The 19,457-nt window shown below is 69.2% G+C and carries 18 protein-coding genes; 7 read left to right on the top strand and 11 right to left on the bottom strand.

The window, feature by feature from the left end:
* Positions 1-59 precede the first annotated feature (59 nt).
* Genes E3O60_RS03120 through hrcA form a run of 4 tightly spaced genes read right to left on the bottom strand, consistent with a single transcriptional unit; the run spans position 60 to position 3,400 of the window.
* A complete protein-coding gene (locus E3O60_RS03120; RefSeq protein WP_134497100.1) occupies positions 60-422 on the bottom strand; it encodes an HIT domain-containing protein in 363 nt (120 codons plus the stop codon).
* Positions 423-441: 19 nt separating this feature from the next.
* Positions 442-1,203 carry a 16S rRNA (uracil(1498)-N(3))-methyltransferase gene (locus tag E3O60_RS03115; RefSeq protein WP_088456106.1) on the bottom strand — a complete coding sequence of 254 codons (762 nt, stop codon included), beginning with the start codon at positions 1,201-1,203 and terminating at the stop codon, positions 442-444.
* An 11-nt stretch (positions 1,204-1,214) separates the two neighbouring features.
* Positions 1,215-2,321, bottom strand: a complete 1,107-nt coding sequence (gene dnaJ / locus E3O60_RS03110; RefSeq protein ID WP_088456105.1) for a molecular chaperone DnaJ — start codon at positions 2,319-2,321, stop codon at positions 1,215-1,217.
* 59 nt (positions 2,322-2,380) lie between these two features.
* Positions 2,381-3,400 carry a heat-inducible transcriptional repressor HrcA gene (gene hrcA / locus E3O60_RS03105; RefSeq protein WP_088456104.1) on the bottom strand — a complete coding sequence of 340 codons (1,020 nt, stop codon included), beginning with the start codon at positions 3,398-3,400 and terminating at the stop codon, positions 2,381-2,383.
* A gap of 202 nt (positions 3,401-3,602) precedes the next feature.
* On the opposite strand from hrcA, the gene E3O60_RS03100 reads away from it, so the two are divergent.
* Together E3O60_RS03100 and E3O60_RS03095 are read left to right on the top strand one after the other, a co-directional pair.
* Positions 3,603-4,004 (top strand): DUF4870 domain-containing protein, encoded by a 402-nt coding sequence (locus E3O60_RS03100; protein WP_088456103.1) that lies wholly within the window; start codon positions 3,603-3,605, stop codon positions 4,002-4,004.
* A gap of 109 nt (positions 4,005-4,113) precedes the next feature.
* The gene (locus E3O60_RS03095; protein ID WP_088456102.1) at positions 4,114-4,488 is read left to right on the top strand and encodes a DUF4870 domain-containing protein; all 375 of its coding nucleotides are present in this window, start codon (positions 4,114-4,116) and stop codon (positions 4,486-4,488) included.
* 19 nt (positions 4,489-4,507) lie between these two features.
* Here E3O60_RS03095 and hemW read toward each other — a convergent pair whose 3' ends face one another.
* The 3 genes from hemW to lepA are packed head-to-tail and all read right to left on the bottom strand — an operon-like array spanning position 4,508 to position 8,245.
* Entirely contained in the window at positions 4,508-5,734 is a 1,227-nt protein-coding gene (gene hemW / locus E3O60_RS03090; RefSeq protein ID WP_134409409.1) for a radical SAM family heme chaperone HemW, read from the bottom strand.
* 4 nt (positions 5,735-5,738) lie between these two features.
* On the bottom strand, positions 5,739-6,386 hold the full coding sequence (locus E3O60_RS03085; RefSeq protein ID WP_134409410.1) for a DUF1990 family protein: 648 nt from the start codon (positions 6,384-6,386) through the stop codon (positions 5,739-5,741).
* Between the two features lie 5 nt (positions 6,387-6,391).
* Positions 6,392-8,245: a translation elongation factor 4 gene (gene lepA, locus E3O60_RS03080; protein ID WP_088456099.1), complete on the bottom strand. Its 1,854-nt coding sequence runs from the start codon at positions 8,243-8,245 to the stop codon at positions 6,392-6,394.
* 112 nt (positions 8,246-8,357) lie between these two features.
* On the opposite strand from lepA, the gene E3O60_RS03075 reads away from it, so the two are divergent.
* From E3O60_RS03075 to E3O60_RS03055, 5 genes are all read left to right on the top strand, one after another.
* Entirely contained in the window at positions 8,358-9,623 is a 1,266-nt protein-coding gene (locus E3O60_RS03075) for a sensor histidine kinase (protein ID WP_241993195.1), read from the top strand.
* Entirely contained in the window at positions 9,620-10,276 is a 657-nt protein-coding gene (locus E3O60_RS03070; protein ID WP_134497098.1) for a response regulator transcription factor, read from the top strand. Before E3O60_RS03075 ends, E3O60_RS03070 begins: the two co-directional genes overlap by 4 nt.
* Entirely contained in the window at positions 10,276-11,043 is a 768-nt protein-coding gene (locus E3O60_RS03065) for an alpha/beta fold hydrolase (RefSeq protein WP_088456097.1), read from the top strand. Before E3O60_RS03070 ends, E3O60_RS03065 begins: the two co-directional genes overlap by 1 nt.
* Positions 11,044-11,162: 119 nt before the next feature.
* Entirely contained in the window at positions 11,163-11,423 is a 261-nt protein-coding gene (gene rpsT / locus E3O60_RS03060; protein ID WP_088456096.1) for a 30S ribosomal protein S20, read from the top strand.
* 127 nt (positions 11,424-11,550) lie between these two features.
* Positions 11,551-12,255, top strand: a complete 705-nt coding sequence (locus E3O60_RS03055) for a hypothetical protein (protein WP_088456095.1) — start codon at positions 11,551-11,553, stop codon at positions 12,253-12,255.
* 36 nt (positions 12,256-12,291) lie between these two features.
* On the opposite strand, the gene holA is transcribed toward E3O60_RS03055, so the two are convergent.
* From holA to leuS, 4 genes are all read right to left on the bottom strand, one after another.
* The gene (holA, locus tag E3O60_RS03050; protein WP_134409413.1) at positions 12,292-13,335 is read right to left on the bottom strand and encodes a DNA polymerase III subunit delta; all 1,044 of its coding nucleotides are present in this window, start codon (positions 13,333-13,335) and stop codon (positions 12,292-12,294) included.
* 26 nt (positions 13,336-13,361) lie between these two features.
* Positions 13,362-15,791, bottom strand: coding sequence for a ComEC/Rec2 family competence protein (locus E3O60_RS03045; protein ID WP_166788913.1), 2,430 nt, complete (start codon positions 15,789-15,791; stop codon positions 13,362-13,364).
* An 11-nt stretch (positions 15,792-15,802) separates the two neighbouring features.
* Positions 15,803-16,600 (bottom strand): helix-hairpin-helix domain-containing protein, encoded by a 798-nt coding sequence (locus E3O60_RS03040; protein WP_088456092.1) that lies wholly within the window; start codon positions 16,598-16,600, stop codon positions 15,803-15,805.
* A 223-nt stretch (positions 16,601-16,823) separates the two neighbouring features.
* Complete coding sequence (gene leuS / locus E3O60_RS03035; protein ID WP_134409423.1) at positions 16,824-19,400, bottom strand: leucine--tRNA ligase; 2,577 nt, start codon at positions 19,398-19,400, stop codon at positions 16,824-16,826.
* Between the last annotated feature and the right edge of the window lie 57 nt (positions 19,401-19,457).

The raw sequence follows: 19,457 nt of genomic DNA, 5'->3' as shown, positions 1-19,457 counted from the left end.
CGCCGTCCACCAGGAGCTTGCGCACCACGTCGAGCGCACCGCCGTCGGGAGTTTCGGCGTCAGAGGGCAGCAAGCGTGCCCTCCTCAAGAGCGCCACCGAGGACGTGCGCGTGCACGTGGAAGACGGTTTGACCGGCCGAGGCTCCGGTGTTGAAGACCAGGCGGTACTCGCCGGCGCAGTGTTCGTCGGCCACCCGGCCGGCCACGGCGATCAGCTCGGCCAACAGCGCCGGGTCCCCCGCGGCGAGTTCACCGACGTTGCGGTACTGCTGCGACTTCGTGGTCACCACGACGTGCACGGGCGCCTGCGGGGCGATGTCGTTGAACGCGATGATGTCATCGGTTTCCGCGACGATGGTCGCGGGAATTTCGCGCGCGATAATGCGGCTGAAGATCGTGGGTTCTGCACCGGAGGAAGCCATGGTTCTATCTTAAGCGCTCCTACCAGCGCCCGAGGGTTGCGTTCAGGATGGCGACCGCGGCGGGGCCGGCCGTCGAGGTGCGCAGCACGGTATCGCCCAGGCGCACCCGGCTGGCGCCGGCCTGCTCGAGGATGTCCAGTTCACTCGGGGCGATGCCGCCCTCCGGCCCGACGACGAGCACGATATCCCGGTCGTCGGTGGGCACGGCGATCGCGGTCAATCTGAGCTCGGCGGTCGGCTCGAGCAACAGCATCCGGCTGGTCCCAGCGAGCTGGGCCAGCTGCTTGGTACTGGTCAGCGGCAGCACGTCGGGCAGCCACGGCCGGATGGACTGCTTGCTGGCCTCCCGCACGATGGCGGACCAGCGCGCCTGCCCCTTGGCGATCTTGACGCCCTCCCAGCGGGCCACCGACCGGGCGGCGGCCCACGGGATGACCCCGTCGACGCCGAGTTCGGTGGCGGCCTGCACGGCGAGTTCGTCGCGGTCACCCTTGGCCAGGGCCTGTACGAGCAGGATGCGCGGCACGGCCGGCGGCGTCCGAGTCACGGTGTCCACCCGCGCCGTGAGCTCGGCCGGCGCGGCCGACAGGACCGTGACGCCGAGCACCAGGCCGGCGCCGTTACCGAGCAGCAGGGTCTCGCCGGGGCGCACCCGGCTGACGGTGACGGCGTGCTTGGCCTCAGCCCCGGTAATGCTCACCGTGGCCCCGACCGCGGGGTCCGCGGTTGGCGAGCCGTCGGCGGAGGCGCCGAGGGTCTCTGACAGGAAGAAGTGCGCCATCGAACGTGGTCCTAGCCGAGGAACCTGTCGCGGAGCTTCGCGAACAGGCCCTGCTGGAACTGGCTGAGGGCGGGCGCCGGAACCTTGTGCCTGGCGGCGAAGGCCTCGATCAGTTCCCGCTCCTTGTGGTCGAGCTTGGTGGGGGTGAGCACCTGCACGCCGACCCGCAGGTCACCGCGGCCGTTGCCGCGGAGCCTCGTGACGCCGCGGTCCTTGACCGTGAGGATCTCGCCGGCCTGTACGCCGGGGCGCAGTTCCACTTCGATGTCACCGTCGAGGGCCTTCACCGTGGCCGTCGCTCCGAGGATCGCGTCGGTCATCGGCACCTCGAGGGTGCAGAGCAGGTCGTCACCGTCGCGGCTGAAGACGTCGTGGTGGCGCACCTTCATCTCCAGGTACAGGTCACCGTTCGGGCCACCGGCCGGCCCGGCCTCGCCGCTGCCGGGCATCTGCAGGCGCAGGCCCGTGTCCACGCCGGCGGGGATGTCGACCGGCACGGTGCGGCGGGCACGCACGCGGCCCTGGCCCTGGCAGGTGACGCACGGGGTGGCGATGATGGTTCCGTAGCCGCGGCAGGAGCCGCAGGGGCTGGAGGTCATCACATTGCCGAGCAGCGAACGCACGGCGCGCTGGATGCTGCCGGTGCCGTGGCAGATGTCGCAGGTGACCGGGGAGGTACCCGGCTGGCAGCAGGTGCCCGAACAGGTGGCACAGACGATCGCCGTGTCCACCTCGATGTCGCGGTGGGTGCCGAAGATGACCTCGTCCAGGTCGAGTTCGACGCGGATGAGGGCATCCTGGCCGCGTTCACGCCGGGAACGGGGACCACGGCTGCCGCCGCCGCCACCGCCGAAGAAGGTCTCGAAGATGTCGCCGAAGTTGCCGGCGTCGAAGCCGCCGCCCTGGCCGTTGCCGGAGCCGCCGCGGTCGTAGTTCTGGCGCTGCTTGGGGTCGCTGAGGACGTCGTACGCGTGCGTGACGGTCTTGAACCGTTCTGACGCCTCGGCGCCGGGGTTCACGTCGGGGTGCAGCTGGCGGGCGAGCTTGCGGTACGCCTTCTTGATTTCGTCGGTGCTGGCGTCGCGGGCGACGCCGAGTGCTTCGTAGTGGTCAGCCAAAGCTGGCTCTCCTTGGGGTTCTGGGGTGGGGAAGTCGGGTCGAGATAGGTGTGGGGCGGCTAGTTCTCGCCGAGCAGTCGGGAGAGGTACCGGGCGACGGCGCGCACGGCCGCCATGTTGTTGGAGTAGTCCATCCGGGTCGGGCCGAGCACACCCAGGCGGGCGGCGTCGCCGCGGGAGGTATAGCCGCTGGTGAGCACGGAGGTCTCGCCGAGCCCGAACGGTGCGTTCTCCCGGCCGATGCTCACCGACACGCCGTGCTGGTCTGTGGCCATTTCGCCGAACAGGCGCAACAGCACCACCTGCTCCTCGATGGCCTCGAGAACCGGATAGATGCTCCCGGTGAAGTCTTCCTCGGTGCGCACGAGGTTCGCGGCTCCGGCCATGACCAGGCGGTCCTGCCGGTTCGCTCCGACCTGATCGCGCAGGGTGCCGGTGATGAGATCGACGAGCTCGGTCTGCTCCGGCGATCCCAGACCGGTCGGGCCGCTCAGGGCCGTGGCGGCGGCCGCCATGCCGAGGCCGCCGACGACGGCGTTCAGCCTGGAGCGCAGCTCAGCCAGGGCGGCTTCCTCGATCGGGCGCGGCAGTTCAACGACCCGTTGCTCCACCCTGCCGGAGTCGGTGATCAGCACCGAGAGCACCCGGGTGTCGCTGAGCGGCACGAGCTCGATGTGGCGCACCGTGGCCCGCGACAACGAGGGGTATTGCACCAGGGCCACCTGGTGGGTGAGCTGGGAGAGCAGGCGGACACTGCGGGCGAGCACTTCGTCGAGATCGGCGGACTGGCCGAGGAAGACCTCGATGGCCTGCCGTTGGACGCCCGTGAGTGGACGCAGGTCGGCCAGGTGATCCACGAACAGTCGGTAGCCCTTGTCGGTGGGGATGCGCCCCGACGACGTGTGCGGCGCGACGATGAGTTCTTCCTCTTCGAGCAGGGCCATGTCATTGCGGATCGTGGCGGCCGAGACGCCGAAAGCGTGCCGGTCGACGATCGACTTGGACCCGACCGGTTCGCGGGAGGCCACGTAGTCCTGCACGATGACCCGAAGGACTTCGAGGCTGCGGTCTGATACCACTGGACGCTCGCCTCCCTCTCCCGTTTGTGCCGCCGACGGCTGGCACTCTCTTCGTATGACTGCCAATCATAACGCGGGCGTCTGGGATACCCGTTGCTCACGGACGAATTCGCGCAGTACCGTGGTGGCACACGTATCTCCGTGGCGGTATCCACCGCTGTTCTCCATCGCTGAATCCACTTGCACGTCGAAGGGCATCGTCATGAGCTATCCCAATGGGCCTGGACAACCGACAGGGTCGGGCACCGCTGCTGCGCTGACTCCGGAGCAGGACAAGCTGTGGGCGTCCCTGGCGCACCTGGGCGGCATCCTCTCGTTCCTGCCGGCCCTGATCATCTGGCTGGTCTTCAAGGAGCGCGGGCGATTCACCGCCGGCGAGGCCAAGGAGGCGCTCAACTTCCAGATCACGCTGTTGATCGGCTATCTCGCCATCAGCGTGCTCAGCACCGTCCTGGCACTTCTCACCTTCGGCCTGCTGGCCGGGCTCGGCTCGCTCACCTGGGTGCTCTGGCTGATCGGCGCGATCTTCTCGGTACTCGGTTTTGTCAGCGCCCGAGACGGCCGCCCGTATCGCTACCCGTTCGCGCTGCGCCTGATCAACTAGCGCCCGATCAGCTAGTTTTCTCACTGCGGGCGCCCGAGACCGGCGCTATTCTGGTGACAGCTCGACCAGCACCATCCTCGCTCCCCCGAGCGCCCACGAAGGAGATTTAATGTCTGAGGCAACGCCTCCCCCCGCCAACCCGTACCAGGCACCCAGCCAGCTGAGCCCGGCCGACGAGAAGCTGTGGGCGACCCTGATCCACATCGGCGGAATCCTCTTCGGCTTCCTGCCCGCCCTGATCGGTTACATCGTGCTCAAGGACCGCGGTCCGTTCATCCGCGCACACGCCGCGACGGCCCTGAACTTCCAGATCACCCTGGCCATCGCCTACCTGGTCGGATCGATTCTCACCGTCATCCTCGTCGGCTTCCTGATCCTGGCCGCCGCCTGGATCCTCAGCATCGTCTTCAGCATCATGGCCGCGATCGCCGCGAACAAGGGCGAGTGGTACACCTACCCGCTGACGATCAAGTTCGTCAGCTGATCGTAAGAACCGGGCCTCACTAGTCGGAAAGCAGTCGGCGCACCACGGCGTCGGCGAGCAGCCGACCGGTGAGGGTCAGTTCGATGTTGCCGCCGATGGCCGCGCGAGCGTCGATGAGCTCGTCGGCGATCAGACCGGCGACCTCTCGGCGGCCGAGCGTCGACAACGTCGCCACCGGGATTCCCTCACGGATGCGCGTGAGCAGCAGCACCCGTTCGGTTTCGCGGGTGGCCTCGTCCAGGGTTTCCCGTCCGGCGGCCGGTGAGTGGCCGGCCAGAATGCGGTCGGCGTACGCCGCCGGATGCTTGACGTTCCACCAACGCACCCCACCCACGTGGCTGTGCGCGCCGGGGCCGATGCCCCACCAGTCGGCGCTGCGCCAGTAGGACAGGTTGTGCCGGGACCGGTGTTCGGTTCCCCGGGACCAGTTGCTGACCTCGTACCATCCGTAACCGGCCTCGGCCAGACGCGCATCCGCGAGTTCGTAGAAGTCGGCCTGCAGGTCTTCGTCGGGCTGGACGAGCTCGCCCCGGCGGATCTGCCTGGCCAGCTTGGTACCGTCCTCGACGATGAGCGAATAGGCGCTGATGTGGTCGGGCTGCTGGCCGATGGCCGCGTCCAGGCTGGCCCGCCAATCCTCGATGGTCTCCCCCGGTGTGCCGTAGATCAGGTCGAGGCTCACGTCCAGGCCCGCCTCGCGCGCCCAGGCCACCACGAGCGGGACCCGTTCGGGATCATGCGTTCTCTCGAGGGTGGCCAGGACCCGCGGTACCGCGGACTGCATGCCGAAGGACACCCGGGTGAAACCGGCCTGCTTGAGCTGGCGGAGATAGGCCAGGTCGACGGAGTCCGGGTTGGCCTCGGTGGTGATCTCGGCGCCCGGCACGATGCCGAAGGTGTCGCGCACGGCATGCAGCATCCGCACCAGATGGTCTGCGGGCAGCAGCGTGGGGGTGCCGCCGCCGAAGAAGACCGTCGCGGCGGGCCGGGCCGGCACACCGGATTCGGCCAGGATGCGGGCGGCGGACTCCACCTCGAGGACCGCCTGGCTGGCGTAGTCGCTCTGCTTCACCCCGCGCAGTTCCGTGGCGGTGTAGGTGTTGAAGTCGCAGTAGCCACAGCGCACCTTGCAGAACGGTACGTGCAGGTAGACCCCGAAGTCGCGGGTCGAGGCGCCGAGCGCGGCCGAAGCCGGGATGAGGCCATCCAGTGGTGCGGGGTCGCCGACCGGGTGCGGTCCAGCCATCCGGTCAGCCTCGTCCGACGGGGTGCAGGGCGCGCAGGTACTTGCGGGTGTAGCGCTCCTGCTGGACGCGCAGGATGGGCCAGGCCAGCGTGTAGTACCAGGTGCTGGGACGCGAGAAGGAGCGGATGGTGAGCCAGACGGAGTCGTCAGCGCGACGGTCGACGATGAAGCATTCCTCGCCGGTCTGCGGGTGGCCGCGCATGGTTCCGTAGGCGAAGCCGATCTTGTCGGCCTCGTCGATAACGTAGACGACGCGCACCGGTGCGGCGACGGTGAACGGGCCGGTGGGGATGGCCAGCTTGGCGGTCATCCCGTTGCTGATGAACGCGGTGCCGTCCTCGGCGAAGGTGGCCTCGTTCACCGGGTGTTCCTGGTTGGGCGCCGGGGTGCCGTTCTCGGTGAAGACGATGCCGGTGTACTGCACGCCGGTGCCGGCGTCGAGGTCGGTGACGTCGATGCCGCTGCCGCGCTGGATGCCCCAGGTCATCAACGCCGTCGTGGCCACCCGGAACCGTTCCTCGCCGCTGCCCAGGCGCACCGTACGCTCCAGCGGGCGGTGGCCCTTGGGCGGGTAGCGCATCAGGTCGGGGGCCAGGGTGCCGCCGATGGCGGCGTAGGTCACGGCGGCGTCGGTGAAGGTCGAGCGGCGCATGATCGTTACTTCTTTTCCTTCTTGGCCGGCTCGTCGCCGGAGAGCGCGGCGATGAAAGCCTCCTGCGGAACCTCGACCCTGCCGACCATCTTCATGCGCTTCTTGCCTTCCTTCTGCTTCTCCAGCAGCTTGCGCTTGCGGGAGATGTCGCCGCCGTAACACTTGGCGAGGACGTCCTTGCGGATGGCGCTGATCGATTCGCGGGCGATGATGCGGGCTCCGATGGCGGCCTGGATGGGCACGTCGAACTGCTGGCGCGGGATGAGCTTCCGGAGCCGTCCGGTCATCAGCACGCCGTAGTCGTAGGCCTTGTCGCGGTGAACGATGGCGCTGAAGGCGTCGACCTGTTCGCCCTGCAGCAGGATGTCGACCTTGACCAGATCGGCCTCCTGCGAGCCGATGGGCTCGTAGTCGAGGGACGCGTAGCCGGCGGTCTTGCTCTTGAGCTGGTCGAAGAAGTCGAACACGATCTCGCCCAACGGCATCGTGTACCGGATCTCGACCCGGTCCTCACCGAGGTACTCCATGCCGAGCAGGGTGCCGCGGCGACCCTGGCAGAGTTCCATGATCACGCCGACGTAGTCCTTGGGCGCGAGGATCGCTGCCTTGACGATGGGTTCCTCGACGACAGCGATCTTGCCGTTGGGGAACTCGCTCGGGTTGGTGACCGTGACGGTCTTCTTGTCGTCGGTGGTGACCTCGTAGATCACGCTGGGCGCGGTGGTGATCAGGTCGAGGTTGAACTCCCGGTCGATGCGCTCGGTGATGATCTCCAGGTGCAGCAGGCCGAGGAAGCCACACCGGAAGCCGAAGCCGAGGGCGACGGAGGTTTCGGGCTCGTAGACCAGCGACGCATCCGAGAGCTTGAGCTTGTCGAGCGCTTCGCGCAGCGCCGGGTAGTCGCTGCCGTCGATCGGGTACAGGCCGGAGAACACCATCGGCTTGGGTTCGGTGTAGCCGGGTAGCGCCTCGGTGGCGGGCTTCATCGCGGTGGTGACGGTGTCGCCGACCTTGGACTGGCGCACGTCCTTCACGCCGGTGATCAGGTAGCCGACCTCTCCGACGCCCAGGCCCTTGCTGGGGGTGGGTTCCGGGCTGGTGACGCCGATCTCGAGGATGTCGTGGGTGGCGCGGGTCGACATCATCTGGATCTTCTCGCGCGGGCTGAGGTGCCCGTCGATCATGCGCACGTAGGTGACGACGCCGCGATAGCTGTCGTAGACGGAGTCGAAGATCATGGCGCGGGCCGGCGCGTTCGCGTCGCCGACGGGGGCGGGGATCAGCGAGGTGGCCCGGTCGAGCAGTTCGGACACGCCGACGCCGGTCTTGCCGGAGACCCGAAGCACGTCGTCGGGGCTGCCGCCGATGAGGCTGGCGAGCTCCTTGGCGTACTTGTCGGGGTCGGCGGCCGGCAGGTCGATCTTGTTGAGCACCGGGATGATGGTGAGGTCGTTCTCGAGCGCCAGGTAGAGGTTGGCCAGGGTCTGGGCTTCGATGCCCTGGGCGGCGTCGACGAGCAGGATGGCGCCCTCGCAGGCCGCCAGGCTGCGGGAGACCTCGTAGGTGAAGTCGACGTGGCCGGGGGTGTCGATCATGTTCAGCGCGTAGGTCTGACCGTCCATCTCCCACGGCATCCGCACCGCCTGGCTCTTGATGGTGATGCCGCGTTCGCGTTCGATGTCCATCCGGTCCAGGTACTGGGCACGCATGGAACGGTCGTCGACGACGCCGGTGATCTGAAGCATCCGGTCGGCCAGCGTGGACTTGCCGTGGTCGATGTGCGCGATGATGCAGAAGTTACGGATGAACGCGGGGGCGGTGGCGGCCGGTTCCAGCGCCTTGAGAGCTCTCGGTGACATGATGGCCCAATTCTCCCATGCCCCGCAGCATCGGTGTGACCTGCCCGGGTGGCAGTCGGTCATCCATTCGACGGATGACGGAACCAGCGGTCCTGATTAGGCTGGGCGCACCATGTCCAGCCTCGCACTCCGCACCTCCCCGCTCCGCCGGGATCCCATGCCGCCCGCCAGCATCGGCGAGGGTCTTCCGCACTCAGCGCTCACCCCGGTGTTCTCCGGCCTGCGGATCGGCCTGCACGTTCTGATCATCGGGCTGACCGGGCTGGTCATCGTGCGGACCCTGTTGGGGGCGGTGCCGAACCCCGTCGCCGTGGTGAGCCTGTCGCTGCTCTTCCTGGCCAGCTATGTCGGCGGCAGCGAGCTGGCCCGGCGGCGGCCGTGGCGATGGGTCGTGCCGGTCTGGATGGCCGTGCTGCTGGTGGAGTGGCTCGCACTGACCCTGCTGGCACCGGATGCCGCCTTCATCGTTTTCCCGCTGTTCTTCCTGCAGCTGCACGTGCTGCCCCTCAGGGCCGGCATCCCCCTGGTCCTGCTCAGCGTGCTGTTGACGATCTGGGCGATGAGCTTCCACGTGGGCCTGAGCCTGGGCGCCACCCTCGGCCCGCTGGTGGGCGCGGGCGTGGCGGTGGCGGTGGGCCTGGGCTACCGGGCACTGCTGCGCGAGGCCGCCGAACGGCAGAACCTGAACGAAGATCTGCTCACCACCCGCACCGAGCTGGCGGCCACCGCACGTGACGCGGGCACCCTCGCCGAGAGGGAACGCCTGGCCAGGGAGATCCACGACACCGTGGCGCAGGGGCTGTCGAGCATCCAGATGCTGTTGCACGCCGTCGAGGGCCGGGTGTCCGATCCGGCGGCCCTGGAGCACCTGCGCCTGGCCAGGGATACCGCGGCAGCCAATCTGCAGGAGACCCGCCGGTTCATCCGGGAGCTCACCCCGCCGGCCCTGGACAGCCAGACCCTGCCGGGCGCACTCGCCAGGCTCGCCTCGTCGGCAGAGCGCACCGCACCGGTCGGCGACCATGCCACCAGGGTCAGCCTGCATGTGACGGGTGACCCGATCGCGCTGCCGATGTCGCTGGAGACGACCCTGCTGCGGATCGCGCAGGGCTCGCTCGCCAACGTCGCCCAACACGCCGGCGCCAACCGCGCGGAGGTCACCCTGAGCTACATGACCGATGAGGTGGCCCTCGACGTCGTCGACGACGGGCGCGGTTTCACCCTCACGGACGCCACGGCTCAGAGTCCGGACTCGTTCGGCCTGGTCGCCATCCGGCAACGTGTCGAAGCGCTCGGCGGCTCCTTCGTCCTGGAGTCCGCACCGGACCTGGGCACCGCGGTCGCGGTGCGATTCCCGATTCGTCAGGCGCTGGCATGATCCGGGTGCTGCTCGCGGACGACCACCCCGTGGTGCGGGCGGGACTGCGCGCCATGCTCGGCGCCGAGCCGGACCTTGAGGTCGAGCTGGAGGCCGGCACGGCGGAGGAAGCCGTGGCCCTGGCCGCCTCCGGCCGGGTCGACGTGGTGCTGATGGACCTGCAGTTCGGTGGTGCGCTGCCCAATACCGACCCACCGGGCACCCCCATGCAGGGCGCGGAGGCCACCCGGTTGGTCCGGTCCCGACCCGGCGCCCCGCACGTGCTGATCCTCACCAATTACGACACGGATGCCGACATCCTCGGTGCCATCGAGGCCGGCGCCAGCGGGTACCTGCTCAAGGACGCGCCGCCCGCCGAACTCGTCGCCGCCGTGCGGGCCGCGGCGGCGGGACAGAGCGCACTCGCTCCGGCCATCGTGACCCGGCTGGCCGATCGGTCGCTCGTTCCGGAGGGCCGGCTCTCCCCCCGCGAGGTCGAGGTGCTTACCCTCGTGGCGGCCGGCCGCTCCAACCGGCAGATCGGTCAGGACCTGTTCCTCAGCGAGGCGACGGTGAAGTCGCACCTTGTGCACATCTTCGGCAAGCTCGGCGTCGGGTCGCGGACCTCCGCCGTCGCCAGCGCCCGCGCGTCGGGCACCCTGCGGGGCGCCTGATGCCCACCGCCGGTTACCGGGTCCCCGTCGTGCTCGTGCACGGGATCCGCACCTCGGCCAGCATGTGGCGGCACCAGCTGGAGTGGCTGGCGGCGGCGGGACATCCGGTTGTCGCCGTGGACCTGCCCGGCCACGGCTCGCGCCTGGGCGAGCCGTTCACCCTCGACGGTGCGCTCGGTGCCATCGATGGGGCGGTGGACGCCGTCGAGGGGCCGGTGCTGCTCGTCGGACTGTCGCTCGGCGGCTACTACGCCATCGCCTACGCGGCCAGGAACCCGGACCGGGTGCTCGGCCTGGTGGCCGCCGGGTCGTCGTTCGAACCGGGCGGGCCGGGACTGGCCGCCTATCGCTGGCTCGCCCGGATCATCCACAGGTTCCCGGACCGCGGTCTCTGGCTGCACACCTTCCTGGTCCGGCGGATGCTCCCGCCGGCCGGGGTGCGGGATGTGCTCGCCGGCGGCGTAGGCCTGGACGTCATGGACGCGGGCCTCGCGGCGACGGGGCGGTTGTCGCCGCTAGCCGATCTCAGGGCGTTCCCCGGACCGGTCTGGCTGGTCAACGGCGCGTACGATCACTTCCGCCTGCACCAACGACGGTTCCTCGCGGCGGCGCAGCGAGGCACCCTCGTGACGGTTCCCGGGGCCGGCCACCTGGTCAGCCTGCATCGGCCGCACCGGTTTGATACTGTGCTCAGGCGCATCATCACTGAGATCGAGGCCGATCTCGATCAGAGCTCCCCCGATTCGGTCAGCCAGCCGGGCAGATAACTGGTATCGTTGCCTGTTGGCTTGCGTGTTGGGTCCCACCCCACACGATTTTCGCCGCACGGTGCCCTCTATCGCCGGGCGGCCCATCCGAACAAGAACCTAACGAAAGCGTATAAAACGTGGCAAACATCAAGTCGCAGATCAAGCGGATCCTCACGAACAAGAAGTCGCAGGAGCGCAACAAGGCGGTCAAGAGCGAGTTCAAGACCGCCATCCGGGCCACGCGCCTCGCCGTCACCGCTGGTGACAAGGACAAGGCTGTCGCCAGCCTCGCCGTTGCTTCCAAGAAGCTCGACAAGGCCGTCAGCAAGGGCGTCATCCACCAGAACCAGGCAGCGAACAAGAAGTCCGCTATCGCCAAGGCTGTCAACGCGCTCTAAGCAGCACCGCTCTTCAGCAGTTCAGAAGTACAGACACACCCCCGCCCTCCTGGGCGGGGGTTTTCTGTGTTGCCGCCGGATCCGGCCGGCCCTTTCCGAGGTGCCCGGCCGACGCTATGGTGGCGTCGTGACAAGCGAGCAGACCGGCCCGGTGAAACCGTCCGCCTGGCGCCATCAGGCCCGGTTCCTCGGCGGCGCGTTCGCCGTGGCAGCCGCCGTCATCGCCGTCGGCCTCTGGTCGGCCCCCGCAGTCACCGCATACGAGGGCCTGAACCCCTGGGTGTTCGCGGGGCTGCTCGGTTTCATCCTCGTGTTGACCGGGGCCTGCGTCCTGTTCGCGGCCTCGCTGCCCACCGCGCCCCCCAACACGGCACCGTCCACCGCCGCACTGTCCATCACCGCACCGTCCATCACTGCGCCCGCCGCAACGCCGCCGGCCACCGAAGCTGCCGCGCAGCCGGCAGCTCAGCCTGCAGCGCACCCGGCAGCACACACGGCAGCCCCTCGGCGGGGGCTGACCATCCTCGGGTCGGTGTTCGGCGTCGTCGGCCTCGCGCTGGCCGCTCTCGCGGTGGTGCTCACGGTACTGTTGCCGATGCCCACCCAGCGGATCATGGTGCAGTTCACCGACCTGTATGGCAGGGTCCAGCTGGAATACTGCCCGTCCCTGCCGGCGTCGTTCGCCGCGACGGCATCGCGGGCCGATCTGGCCGGCTCCTCAACCATTTTGCCGGTGAAGGTGAGCGGGGATATCTGCGGCGACCCCGAGTTCACCGACGGGGTGTGGATCTACCTGAACCGCTCCTCGGTCACGGTGTCCGGCCAGCCTTGAGTCGGCCTCGGCCGCCCGGTCCGTGACCGGCCGCCCTCATTCGCCGCGTTTGGCGATGACCGTGACGAGCCGCTCGAGCGCGAAGATCGGGTCTCTGCCGGCGCCCTTCACGGCCGCGTCGGTCTCGGCGAGCATCACGATGCACCGGGCCAGACCGTCATCGCTCCAGCCGCGCATATCGCGTTGGGCGCGCTCCACCTGCCAGGGGGCCAGGCTGTAGGTGGCCGCCAGCTGGGCGGACCCGCCGCGCACGCCGAACAGCTTCGCCATGGTGCGGATCTTACTGGCGAACGCGGCGACGATCGGGACCGGGTCGGCTCCTGACGACAGCGCGTGCCGCAGGGTGACGAGTGCCTCGCCGAGACGCCCGGCGATGGCGGAATCGGCGACCTTGAACGCGTTGGTCTCGACTCGGCCGCCGTAATAGCGGTCCACCGTGGTCTCGGTGACCTCGGCTCCGGTGTCGGCGATGAGCTGCTGGCAGGCGGCGGAGAGCTCGGCCAGGTCGTCGGAGAACGCGGCCACCAGCGACCGCAATGCGCTCGGGGTGACTCTTTTGCCCGCCGAGCGGAATTCGGCGGTGGCGAAGTCGTGCTTGTCCGAATCCTTCTTGAGCTCGGCGCAGACCACTTCCACGGCGCCGCCCACGCCGCTGCGGATGGTGTCCAGGAGCTTCTTGCCGCGCACGCCGCCGCCGTGGCGCAGCACGACGTAGGTGTCGTCTGCGGGGTTCTGCAGGTAATCGATGGCCTCGGTGAGGAAGGTGTCGCTGCACTTCTCGACGTTGCTCACGCGGATCAGCCGCGGCTCGCCGAACAGCGAGGGGCTGGCCAGGGTGAGCAGCTCACCGGGCGCGTAGCTGTCGGCCTGGATGTCGCTGACCTCGAGGCTGGGGTCCTCCAGCTTGAGGAAGTCCCGCAGCGACCGGATGGCGCGTTCGGCGAGGAAGGTCTCGGTACCAGAGACGAGCACGACGGGCGCCGGGCGCACCTGATGCCAGGCGAGCTGCGGGATCTTCGCCGCGCCGGCCTTGGCGGCCGGTTTGCCGGTTCGTGCCTGTGCGGTTGTTCGTGCGGCCACGCGGCTCCCTTCGCTACCAACCCAGCCTAACCGGCACCTGTGACCTTCTCCGTCCAGACCACGAGTCCCCGGCGGGCCGTCGGGGCACCGGTGCCGGGCGCGACCACCACCATCCCGTCCCGGTCGGTGCGCAGCACGGTGGTTCCCGCCGCGCCGAGGATGTCGAGCACCGACCTGGTGGGGTGTCCGTAGCCGTTGTCCGCACCGACCGATACGACTCCGATGCTCGCCTCGATCTCGGCGTAGAGGGCGGCACTCTGGTCGCGAGAACCGTGATGGGCGACCTTGACCACGTCGACGGCACCGATCTGACCGGCGGCCATAAGCCCCTTTTGCGCCTCTTCGTCGAGGTCGCCGAGGAAAAGCGACCGGATGCCGCCGCCGTCGAACGCCATGCTGACGCTACCGGGGTTCCCGGTCTGCATGAGGGTCGAGCCGCGGATCGGCCACAGGATCTCCCAGGTCAGTGCGCCGAGGGCGCCGGTGTCGCCGCGGGCGGTTTCGCGCACGTCGGCCCCGCCGGCAGCGAGCCGGTCGAGCAGCGCCGCATCCTGGCTGGTCTCCGGCCGGCCCACCAGTGCGGTGTCCACCCGGCCGATCACCGCGGCCAGACCGCCGATGTGGTCCAGGTCGTAGTGGGTGAGGACCAGAAGATCGACCCTGTCGATGCCGAGGGTGTCCAGGCAGTCGGCCAGCAGCGCCGGGTCCGGGCCCACGTCGACGAGCGCGACCGACGCACCGTCACGCACGAGCACGGCATCGCCCTGGCCGATGTCGCAGGCGGCGATCTGCCAGGCCGTGGGGAAGACTGCGGCCCGGCCCGCCTCGTAGCCGACCGCGCCTCCGATCGCCCACCCGGCGACCACGCAGACCAAGGTCCCGCTCACGGTCCGCACCAGCACTGTCACCCGGCCGGAGCCTCGGGCGGCAAGCACAGTCAGCACGGCGACGGTACAGGCCACGATGAGGACCACTCCGAACGGTCCACCCGGCCAGGGCAGGCTGTTGGCAGGCATACCGGCGGTCGTGGTCGCGACAGCGGCGATCCAGGTGGCCGGCAGCCAGGCCAGCCACACCAGCGGGGTCGCGAGAACGGGTGCCCACGGCAGGAGCAGACAGGCGACCAGGCCGGCAACGGTGGCCACCGGCGCGGCGGGGGCTGCGAGCAGGTTCGCCGGCACCCCGTACACCGGGAGCGTCGGACTGAGCATGACCAGCACCGGCTGGCAGGCCAGCTGAGCGGCGATCGGGATCGAGAGTACCGCGGCGACGGGTGTGGGAAGCCAGCGTCTGAGCCGACGGCTGAGCGGCCCCGCCAACACCAGCAGCCCGAGGGTGGCCAGCACCGACAGCGCGAAGCCGTAATTGCGGGCCAGCCAGGGATCGAAGATCAGCAGACACAGCGAGGCCATGGCCAGGGCAGGGAGCCCCCGCCCTGGCCGACCGAGCGAACCTGAGAGCAGAACGATGGTCGCCATGGTCGCGGCCCTCACCACGCTCGGTTCCGGAGTGACGAGCACCACGAAGCCGGCCAGCACGACCAGCCCGCAGACCAGCCGCCACCCCCGGCCGAGGCCCAGCGCGGCTGCTGCCACCAGGACGATGGCGAGCACAATGGCGCAATTGGCTCCGGACACCGCGGTGAGGTGGCTGAGCGAGCTCGTCTTCATGTCCTGGTCGAGGCTGTCATCCACCGCCGTGGTGTCGCCGATCGCCAACCCGGGCAGCAGGCCCGCTCCATCACCGGGCAGCTCGGCGGACGCTGTCGCGAACCCCTCGCGAACGGCGTTCGCCCAGGCCAGCCACCACGGCGCGGGGTGAACCGGTTCCGGTGGGGCTCGCCCGAAGATCAGGACGGCGGCCGCGTCACCCGGCTCCGTTGCGCCGAGAGTGCCCGTCATCCGGATCCCCTCGCCGATGGCGGGGGTCTCAGCGGATGCCGGGGCGAATACGACGACGGGCACCGAGAGGCCGGTCCCGGCTGGGGAAGCCTCCCCCGTGCTCGCCTGACCGGGTGGCTCGCCGATGGTGGTGAGCGTGGCCCGGAACCGCATCTGCGCCCCACCCCCGATGGCCGACCGACTGCTCTGCGCCGGCGCCGACCAGACCGTGAGAACCACGGAGGCCTCGCCGTGTTCGGCTGCGACAGCGCGAACGGATTCGGGCAACCGCACCGGCGCCTGCACCGCGACGGACAGCCCGGCCAATGCGGCCGCAACGCAGCACACGGCCACGGTAGCCAGTACCGGGCGGACGCGCTGCACCAGGAAGCCCGCGCCACGTGCTCGCGACCCGGTCACGAGTGCACCGACGGTCAGCAGGACGGCGGCGGCCGCAGCCAGGCCGGCCACGAGGGCTGCATCCGTCGTCGTCGCCACCAGCAGCCCGGCCGACAACCAACATGCCGCGGCCGGCAGCACCAGCCGCAGGTCCACGCTGTTCCGGCTTCGGGTCATGCCGTCCTGGTTCATACGGTGATCAGGTCCGTGAGCGCGGCGAAGGTCTTCTCGCCGATCCCGGTCACGTTGCGCAGATCGTCGATGCTCGCGAATCTGCCCTCCGCCGCGCGGTAGTCGAGGATGCGCTGGGCCATCACCGGGCCGATCCGAGGCAGCGTGTCGAGGTCCTCCAACGTGGCCGTGTTGAGGTTGACCTTCGCCGCTGCACCCCCGTTCGCGGCGCCGGGTGCGCCGCCGGGCGTCCCGGCGCCTCCGGCCTGCGCCCCGGCAGGCGGACCGGGCACGACCTCGCCGTGCGCCGGAACGTAGAGCTGCTCGCCGTCGGCGACGAGTCTAGCCAGATTGAGGCCGGCCTCGTCTGCGGTGGGGAGCAGACCGCCAGCGGCGGCGACCACGTCGATGACCCTGGCACCCTCGTGCACTTCGAACAGGCCGGGATGCGCGACGGCACCCAGCACGTGCACAAACACTCCGGGTGCTTCCGCTTCGCCGGTCGGCGCACCGGTGCCGCGCGGGTCGGCCTGCGCTTCCGGGGTCGCGCCGGTGGGTGGATCCGCTGTCTGGCTCGCACTCGCGTCGTCCACCAGCGGGTCCGCGCCCGGATTCGCCGGCACCGCAACGCTGTGGCTGACCTGCCCGATGGCGGTCACGGTCACGCTGATGCCCAGCGCCGCGAGCAACAGGACGATGGCCGCGCCCACCCCGACGCGTATGCGGGTGCGACCGGGGCCGGCCGACAGGGCCCCTGGCTCCCCAGAGCGCGTGCGGGATGACGGCGTCAAACTGGCGAACGGGTCAAAATCCATGCGGACAGGCTAAACAGCGCCGCCACTCGCACCGGTTCCGTGAGGGGATCTGTGTCGGGGCGACTACCGGCCAGCCTGTGGAGGAACCCCCCGCGGGGCGCCGGGGTCTTAGAGCCGGTCCACGTTAGTGGTGGTTACAGCGCTCCGCCCCGCGCACCGGCCCCTGAGGGGAACCTGTGCGCGGGGCGGAGCCGGGCCCGACTGTGGAGGCGGGGCGTGCGGCCTAAGCGGCGGGCTTGGTGACGATGCTCACCATCCGGGGCGCCCGCACGATCACCTTGATGATCTCGCGGTCGCCGATCGAACGGATCGTGGCTGCCGACGCACGGGCGAGGGCCTCGAGATCGTCGCTGCTGATCTTCGGGGAAACCTCGAGGCGGTCGCGCACCTTGCCGTCGACCTGCACCACCGCGGTCACCGACTCGGCGACCAGGAGGCTGCGGTCGGGCTTCCGCCACAGGGCTAGCGCGACGCACGGTTCGTAGCCGAGCCGCTCCCACATGTCTTCGGCCGTGTACGGGGAGAACAGGTTCAACGCCATCGCGGTGACCTCGGCGGCTTCGCGCACGGCGGCATCGGCCGGTCCGGCACCGGTATCGATCACCTTGCGGGTCGCGTTGACGAGCTCCATCATTCGCGCCACGACGACGTTGAATTTGAACGACTCGATCAGCGAAGGGGCGTCGGCCAGGAACCGGTGGGTGACGCGGCGGAGGGCAACGTCCCCGGTCTTCCACTCCACATCCGGGGCGCTGGTGACGTCGCGCGCGACGCGCCAGGCACGGGCCAGGAACTTCGCCGAACCGACCGGGGACACGTCGGCCCAGTCAATGTCGTCTTCGGGCGGGCCGGCGAACGCCATGGTCAACCGGACGGCGTCGACGCCGTACTTGTCGACCTCCTCGGTGAAGTAGACCAGGTTGCCCTTGCTCTTGGACATCTTCGCACCGTCGAGGATGACCATGCCCTGGTTCAGCAGAGCCGTGAACGGTTCGGTGAAGGTGACGTAGCCGAGGTCGAAGAGCACCTTGGTGATGAAGCGGGCGTAGAGCAGATGCAGGATGGCGTGCTCGACACCTCCGACGTACTGGTCGACGGGGGCCCACTTGTCGGCTTCCTTCGGGTCGAACGCCTTGGTGTCGTCGGTGGGGTTGAGGAAGCGCAGGAAGTACCAGGAGCTGTCCACGAAGGTGTCCATGGTGTCGGCGTCGCGCTTGGCCGGGGTGCCGTCGATGGGGTTGACGACGTTCACCCAGTCCGCGGCACCGCCGAGCGGGGAGGTGCCCTTGGGCTTGAGGTCGAGGCCGTCAGTGGGCGGCAGCAACACCGGCAGCTGGTCCTCAGGAACCGGGATCTCGGTGCCGTCTTCGCCGTGAATGATCGGGATCGGGGTTCCCCAGTAGCGCTGACGGGAGATCAGCCAGTCGCGCAGGCGGTAGTTCTTGGCCGCCCGCCCGGTGCCGTCGGCGACGAGCTTGTCGATCATCCGCTTGATGGCGTTGGCCTTGGTGAGGCCGTTGAGGGCCCCGGAGTTGACCAGGCGGCCGTCGCCGGTGAGCGCGACGCCGGTCTGGGCGGGGTCGAGGGCGTCGGAGTCGAGGGACGGCAGTTCTTCGGAGCCGTCCAGCATCCCCGGGGTGATCACCGGGATGACACCGGTGACCGGCGCCGTGGTGTCGACGACGACGCGTACCGGAAGGTCGAAGCGCAGGGCGAAGTCGAGGTCGCGCTGGTCGTGGGCCGGAACCGACATCACGGCGCCGTGACCGTAGTCGGCCAACACATAGTCCGCGGCCCAGATCGGCAGGCGCTCACCGTTGGCGGGGTTGATCGCGTACCGTTCGAGGAAGACGCCGGTCTTCTCCCGGTCGGTGGCCTGGCGTTCGATCTCGGTGCTGTTCTGCACCTGCACCAGGTACGCCGCGAAGCGCTCGCGCACCTCGGGTGAGGCGTCGGCGACGAGGTCGGCAGCCAGGTCGGCGTCGGGGGCGACGACCATGAACGTGGCACCGAAGAGGGTGTCCGGGCGGGTCGTGAAGACGCTGACCGGCTCCGCGCGACCTTCGATGGTGAAGTCGACGTCGGCGCCGATGGAGCGGCCGATCCAGTTGCGCTGCATGTTCAGGACCTTGGCCGGCCAGGTGCCCTCGAGCTGGTTGAGGTCATCGAGCAAGCGGTCGGCGTAGTCGGTGATCTTGAAGTACCACTGGGTGAGCTTCTTCTTCACCACGACGGCGCCGCTGCGTTCGCTGGTGCCGTCGGCGAGCACCTGCTCGTTGGCGAGCACGGTCTGGTCGATCGGGTCCCAGTTGACCCAGCTGTCCTTGCGGTAGGCCAGGCCCTTCTTGTACAGCTGCAGGAACAGCCACTGGTTCCACTTGTAGTACTCGGGGTCGCTGGTGTGCAGCTCGCGGGACCAGTCGAAGGATGCCGCGTAGAGCTTCATGCTCTTCTTCTGCTGCGCGATGTTGTCGTAGGTCCAGCCGCGCGGGTCGATGCCGCGCTTGATGGCGGCGTTCTCGGCGGGCAGGCCGAAGGAGTCCCAGCCGATCGGGTGCAGCACGTTGAAACCCTGCTGGCGCCAGTAGCGGGCGACGATGTCGCCGAGCGCGTACACCTCGGCGTGGCCCATGTGCAGGTCGCCGGACGGGTACGGGAACATGTCCAGCACGTACTTGCGCGGCCGGGTGTCGTCGGGGTCGCTGGTGCGGAACGGCTCCAGCTCGTCCCAGATCGGCGCCCACTTCGCCTGGATGGCGGCGAAGTCGTAACCGTCTTCGTCCTCGGGGCCGTTGGACATGGTGTCGTGCTCGTGTGCCACGTGACTCTCATTCATTGTGGTGAGGTGGCGTTCTGC

Source organism: Cryobacterium sp. TMB1-7 (assembly GCF_004402435.1).
In the GTDB taxonomy this organism is placed as follows: domain Bacteria; phylum Actinomycetota; class Actinomycetes; order Actinomycetales; family Microbacteriaceae; genus Cryobacterium; species Cryobacterium zongtaii.
This window is presented reverse-complemented; position numbering and strand designations above follow the sequence as displayed.

What these genes read in the sequence shown, in the direction of transcription:
- E3O60_RS03120 (WP_134497100.1), bottom strand. Translation starts at nt 422, where the DNA reads ATGGCTTCCTCCGGTGCAGAACCCACGATCTTCAGCCGCATTATCGCG.
- E3O60_RS03115 (WP_088456106.1), bottom strand. Translation starts at nt 1,203, where the DNA reads ATGGCGCACTTCTTCCTGTCAGAGACCCTCGGCGCCTCCGCCGACGGC.
- E3O60_RS03100 (WP_088456103.1), top strand. Translation starts at nt 3,603, where the DNA reads ATGAGCTATCCCAATGGGCCTGGACAACCGACAGGGTCGGGCACCGCT.
- E3O60_RS03095 (WP_088456102.1), top strand. Translation starts at nt 4,114, where the DNA reads ATGTCTGAGGCAACGCCTCCCCCCGCCAACCCGTACCAGGCACCCAGC.
- hemW (WP_134409409.1), bottom strand. Translation starts at nt 5,734, where the DNA reads ATGGCTGGACCGCACCCGGTCGGCGACCCCGCACCACTGGATGGCCTC.
- E3O60_RS03085 (WP_134409410.1), bottom strand. Translation starts at nt 6,386, where the DNA reads ATGCGCCGCTCGACCTTCACCGACGCCGCCGTGACCTACGCCGCCATC.
- lepA (WP_088456099.1), bottom strand. Translation starts at nt 8,245, where the DNA reads ATGTCACCGAGAGCTCTCAAGGCGCTGGAACCGGCCGCCACCGCCCCC.
- E3O60_RS03075 (WP_241993195.1), top strand. Translation starts at nt 8,358, where the DNA reads ATGTCCAGCCTCGCACTCCGCACCTCCCCGCTCCGCCGGGATCCCATG.
- E3O60_RS03070 (WP_134497098.1), top strand. Translation starts at nt 9,620, where the DNA reads ATGATCCGGGTGCTGCTCGCGGACGACCACCCCGTGGTGCGGGCGGGA.
- E3O60_RS03065 (WP_088456097.1), top strand. Translation starts at nt 10,276, where the DNA reads ATGCCCACCGCCGGTTACCGGGTCCCCGTCGTGCTCGTGCACGGGATC.
- E3O60_RS03045 (WP_166788913.1), bottom strand. Translation starts at nt 15,791, where the DNA reads ATGACCCGAAGCCGGAACAGCGTGGACCTGCGGCTGGTGCTGCCGGCC.
- E3O60_RS03040 (WP_088456092.1), bottom strand. Translation starts at nt 16,600, where the DNA reads ATGGATTTTGACCCGTTCGCCAGTTTGACGCCGTCATCCCGCACGCGC.
- leuS (WP_134409423.1), bottom strand. Translation starts at nt 19,400, where the DNA reads ATGTCCAACGGCCCCGAGGACGAAGACGGTTACGACTTCGCCGCCATC.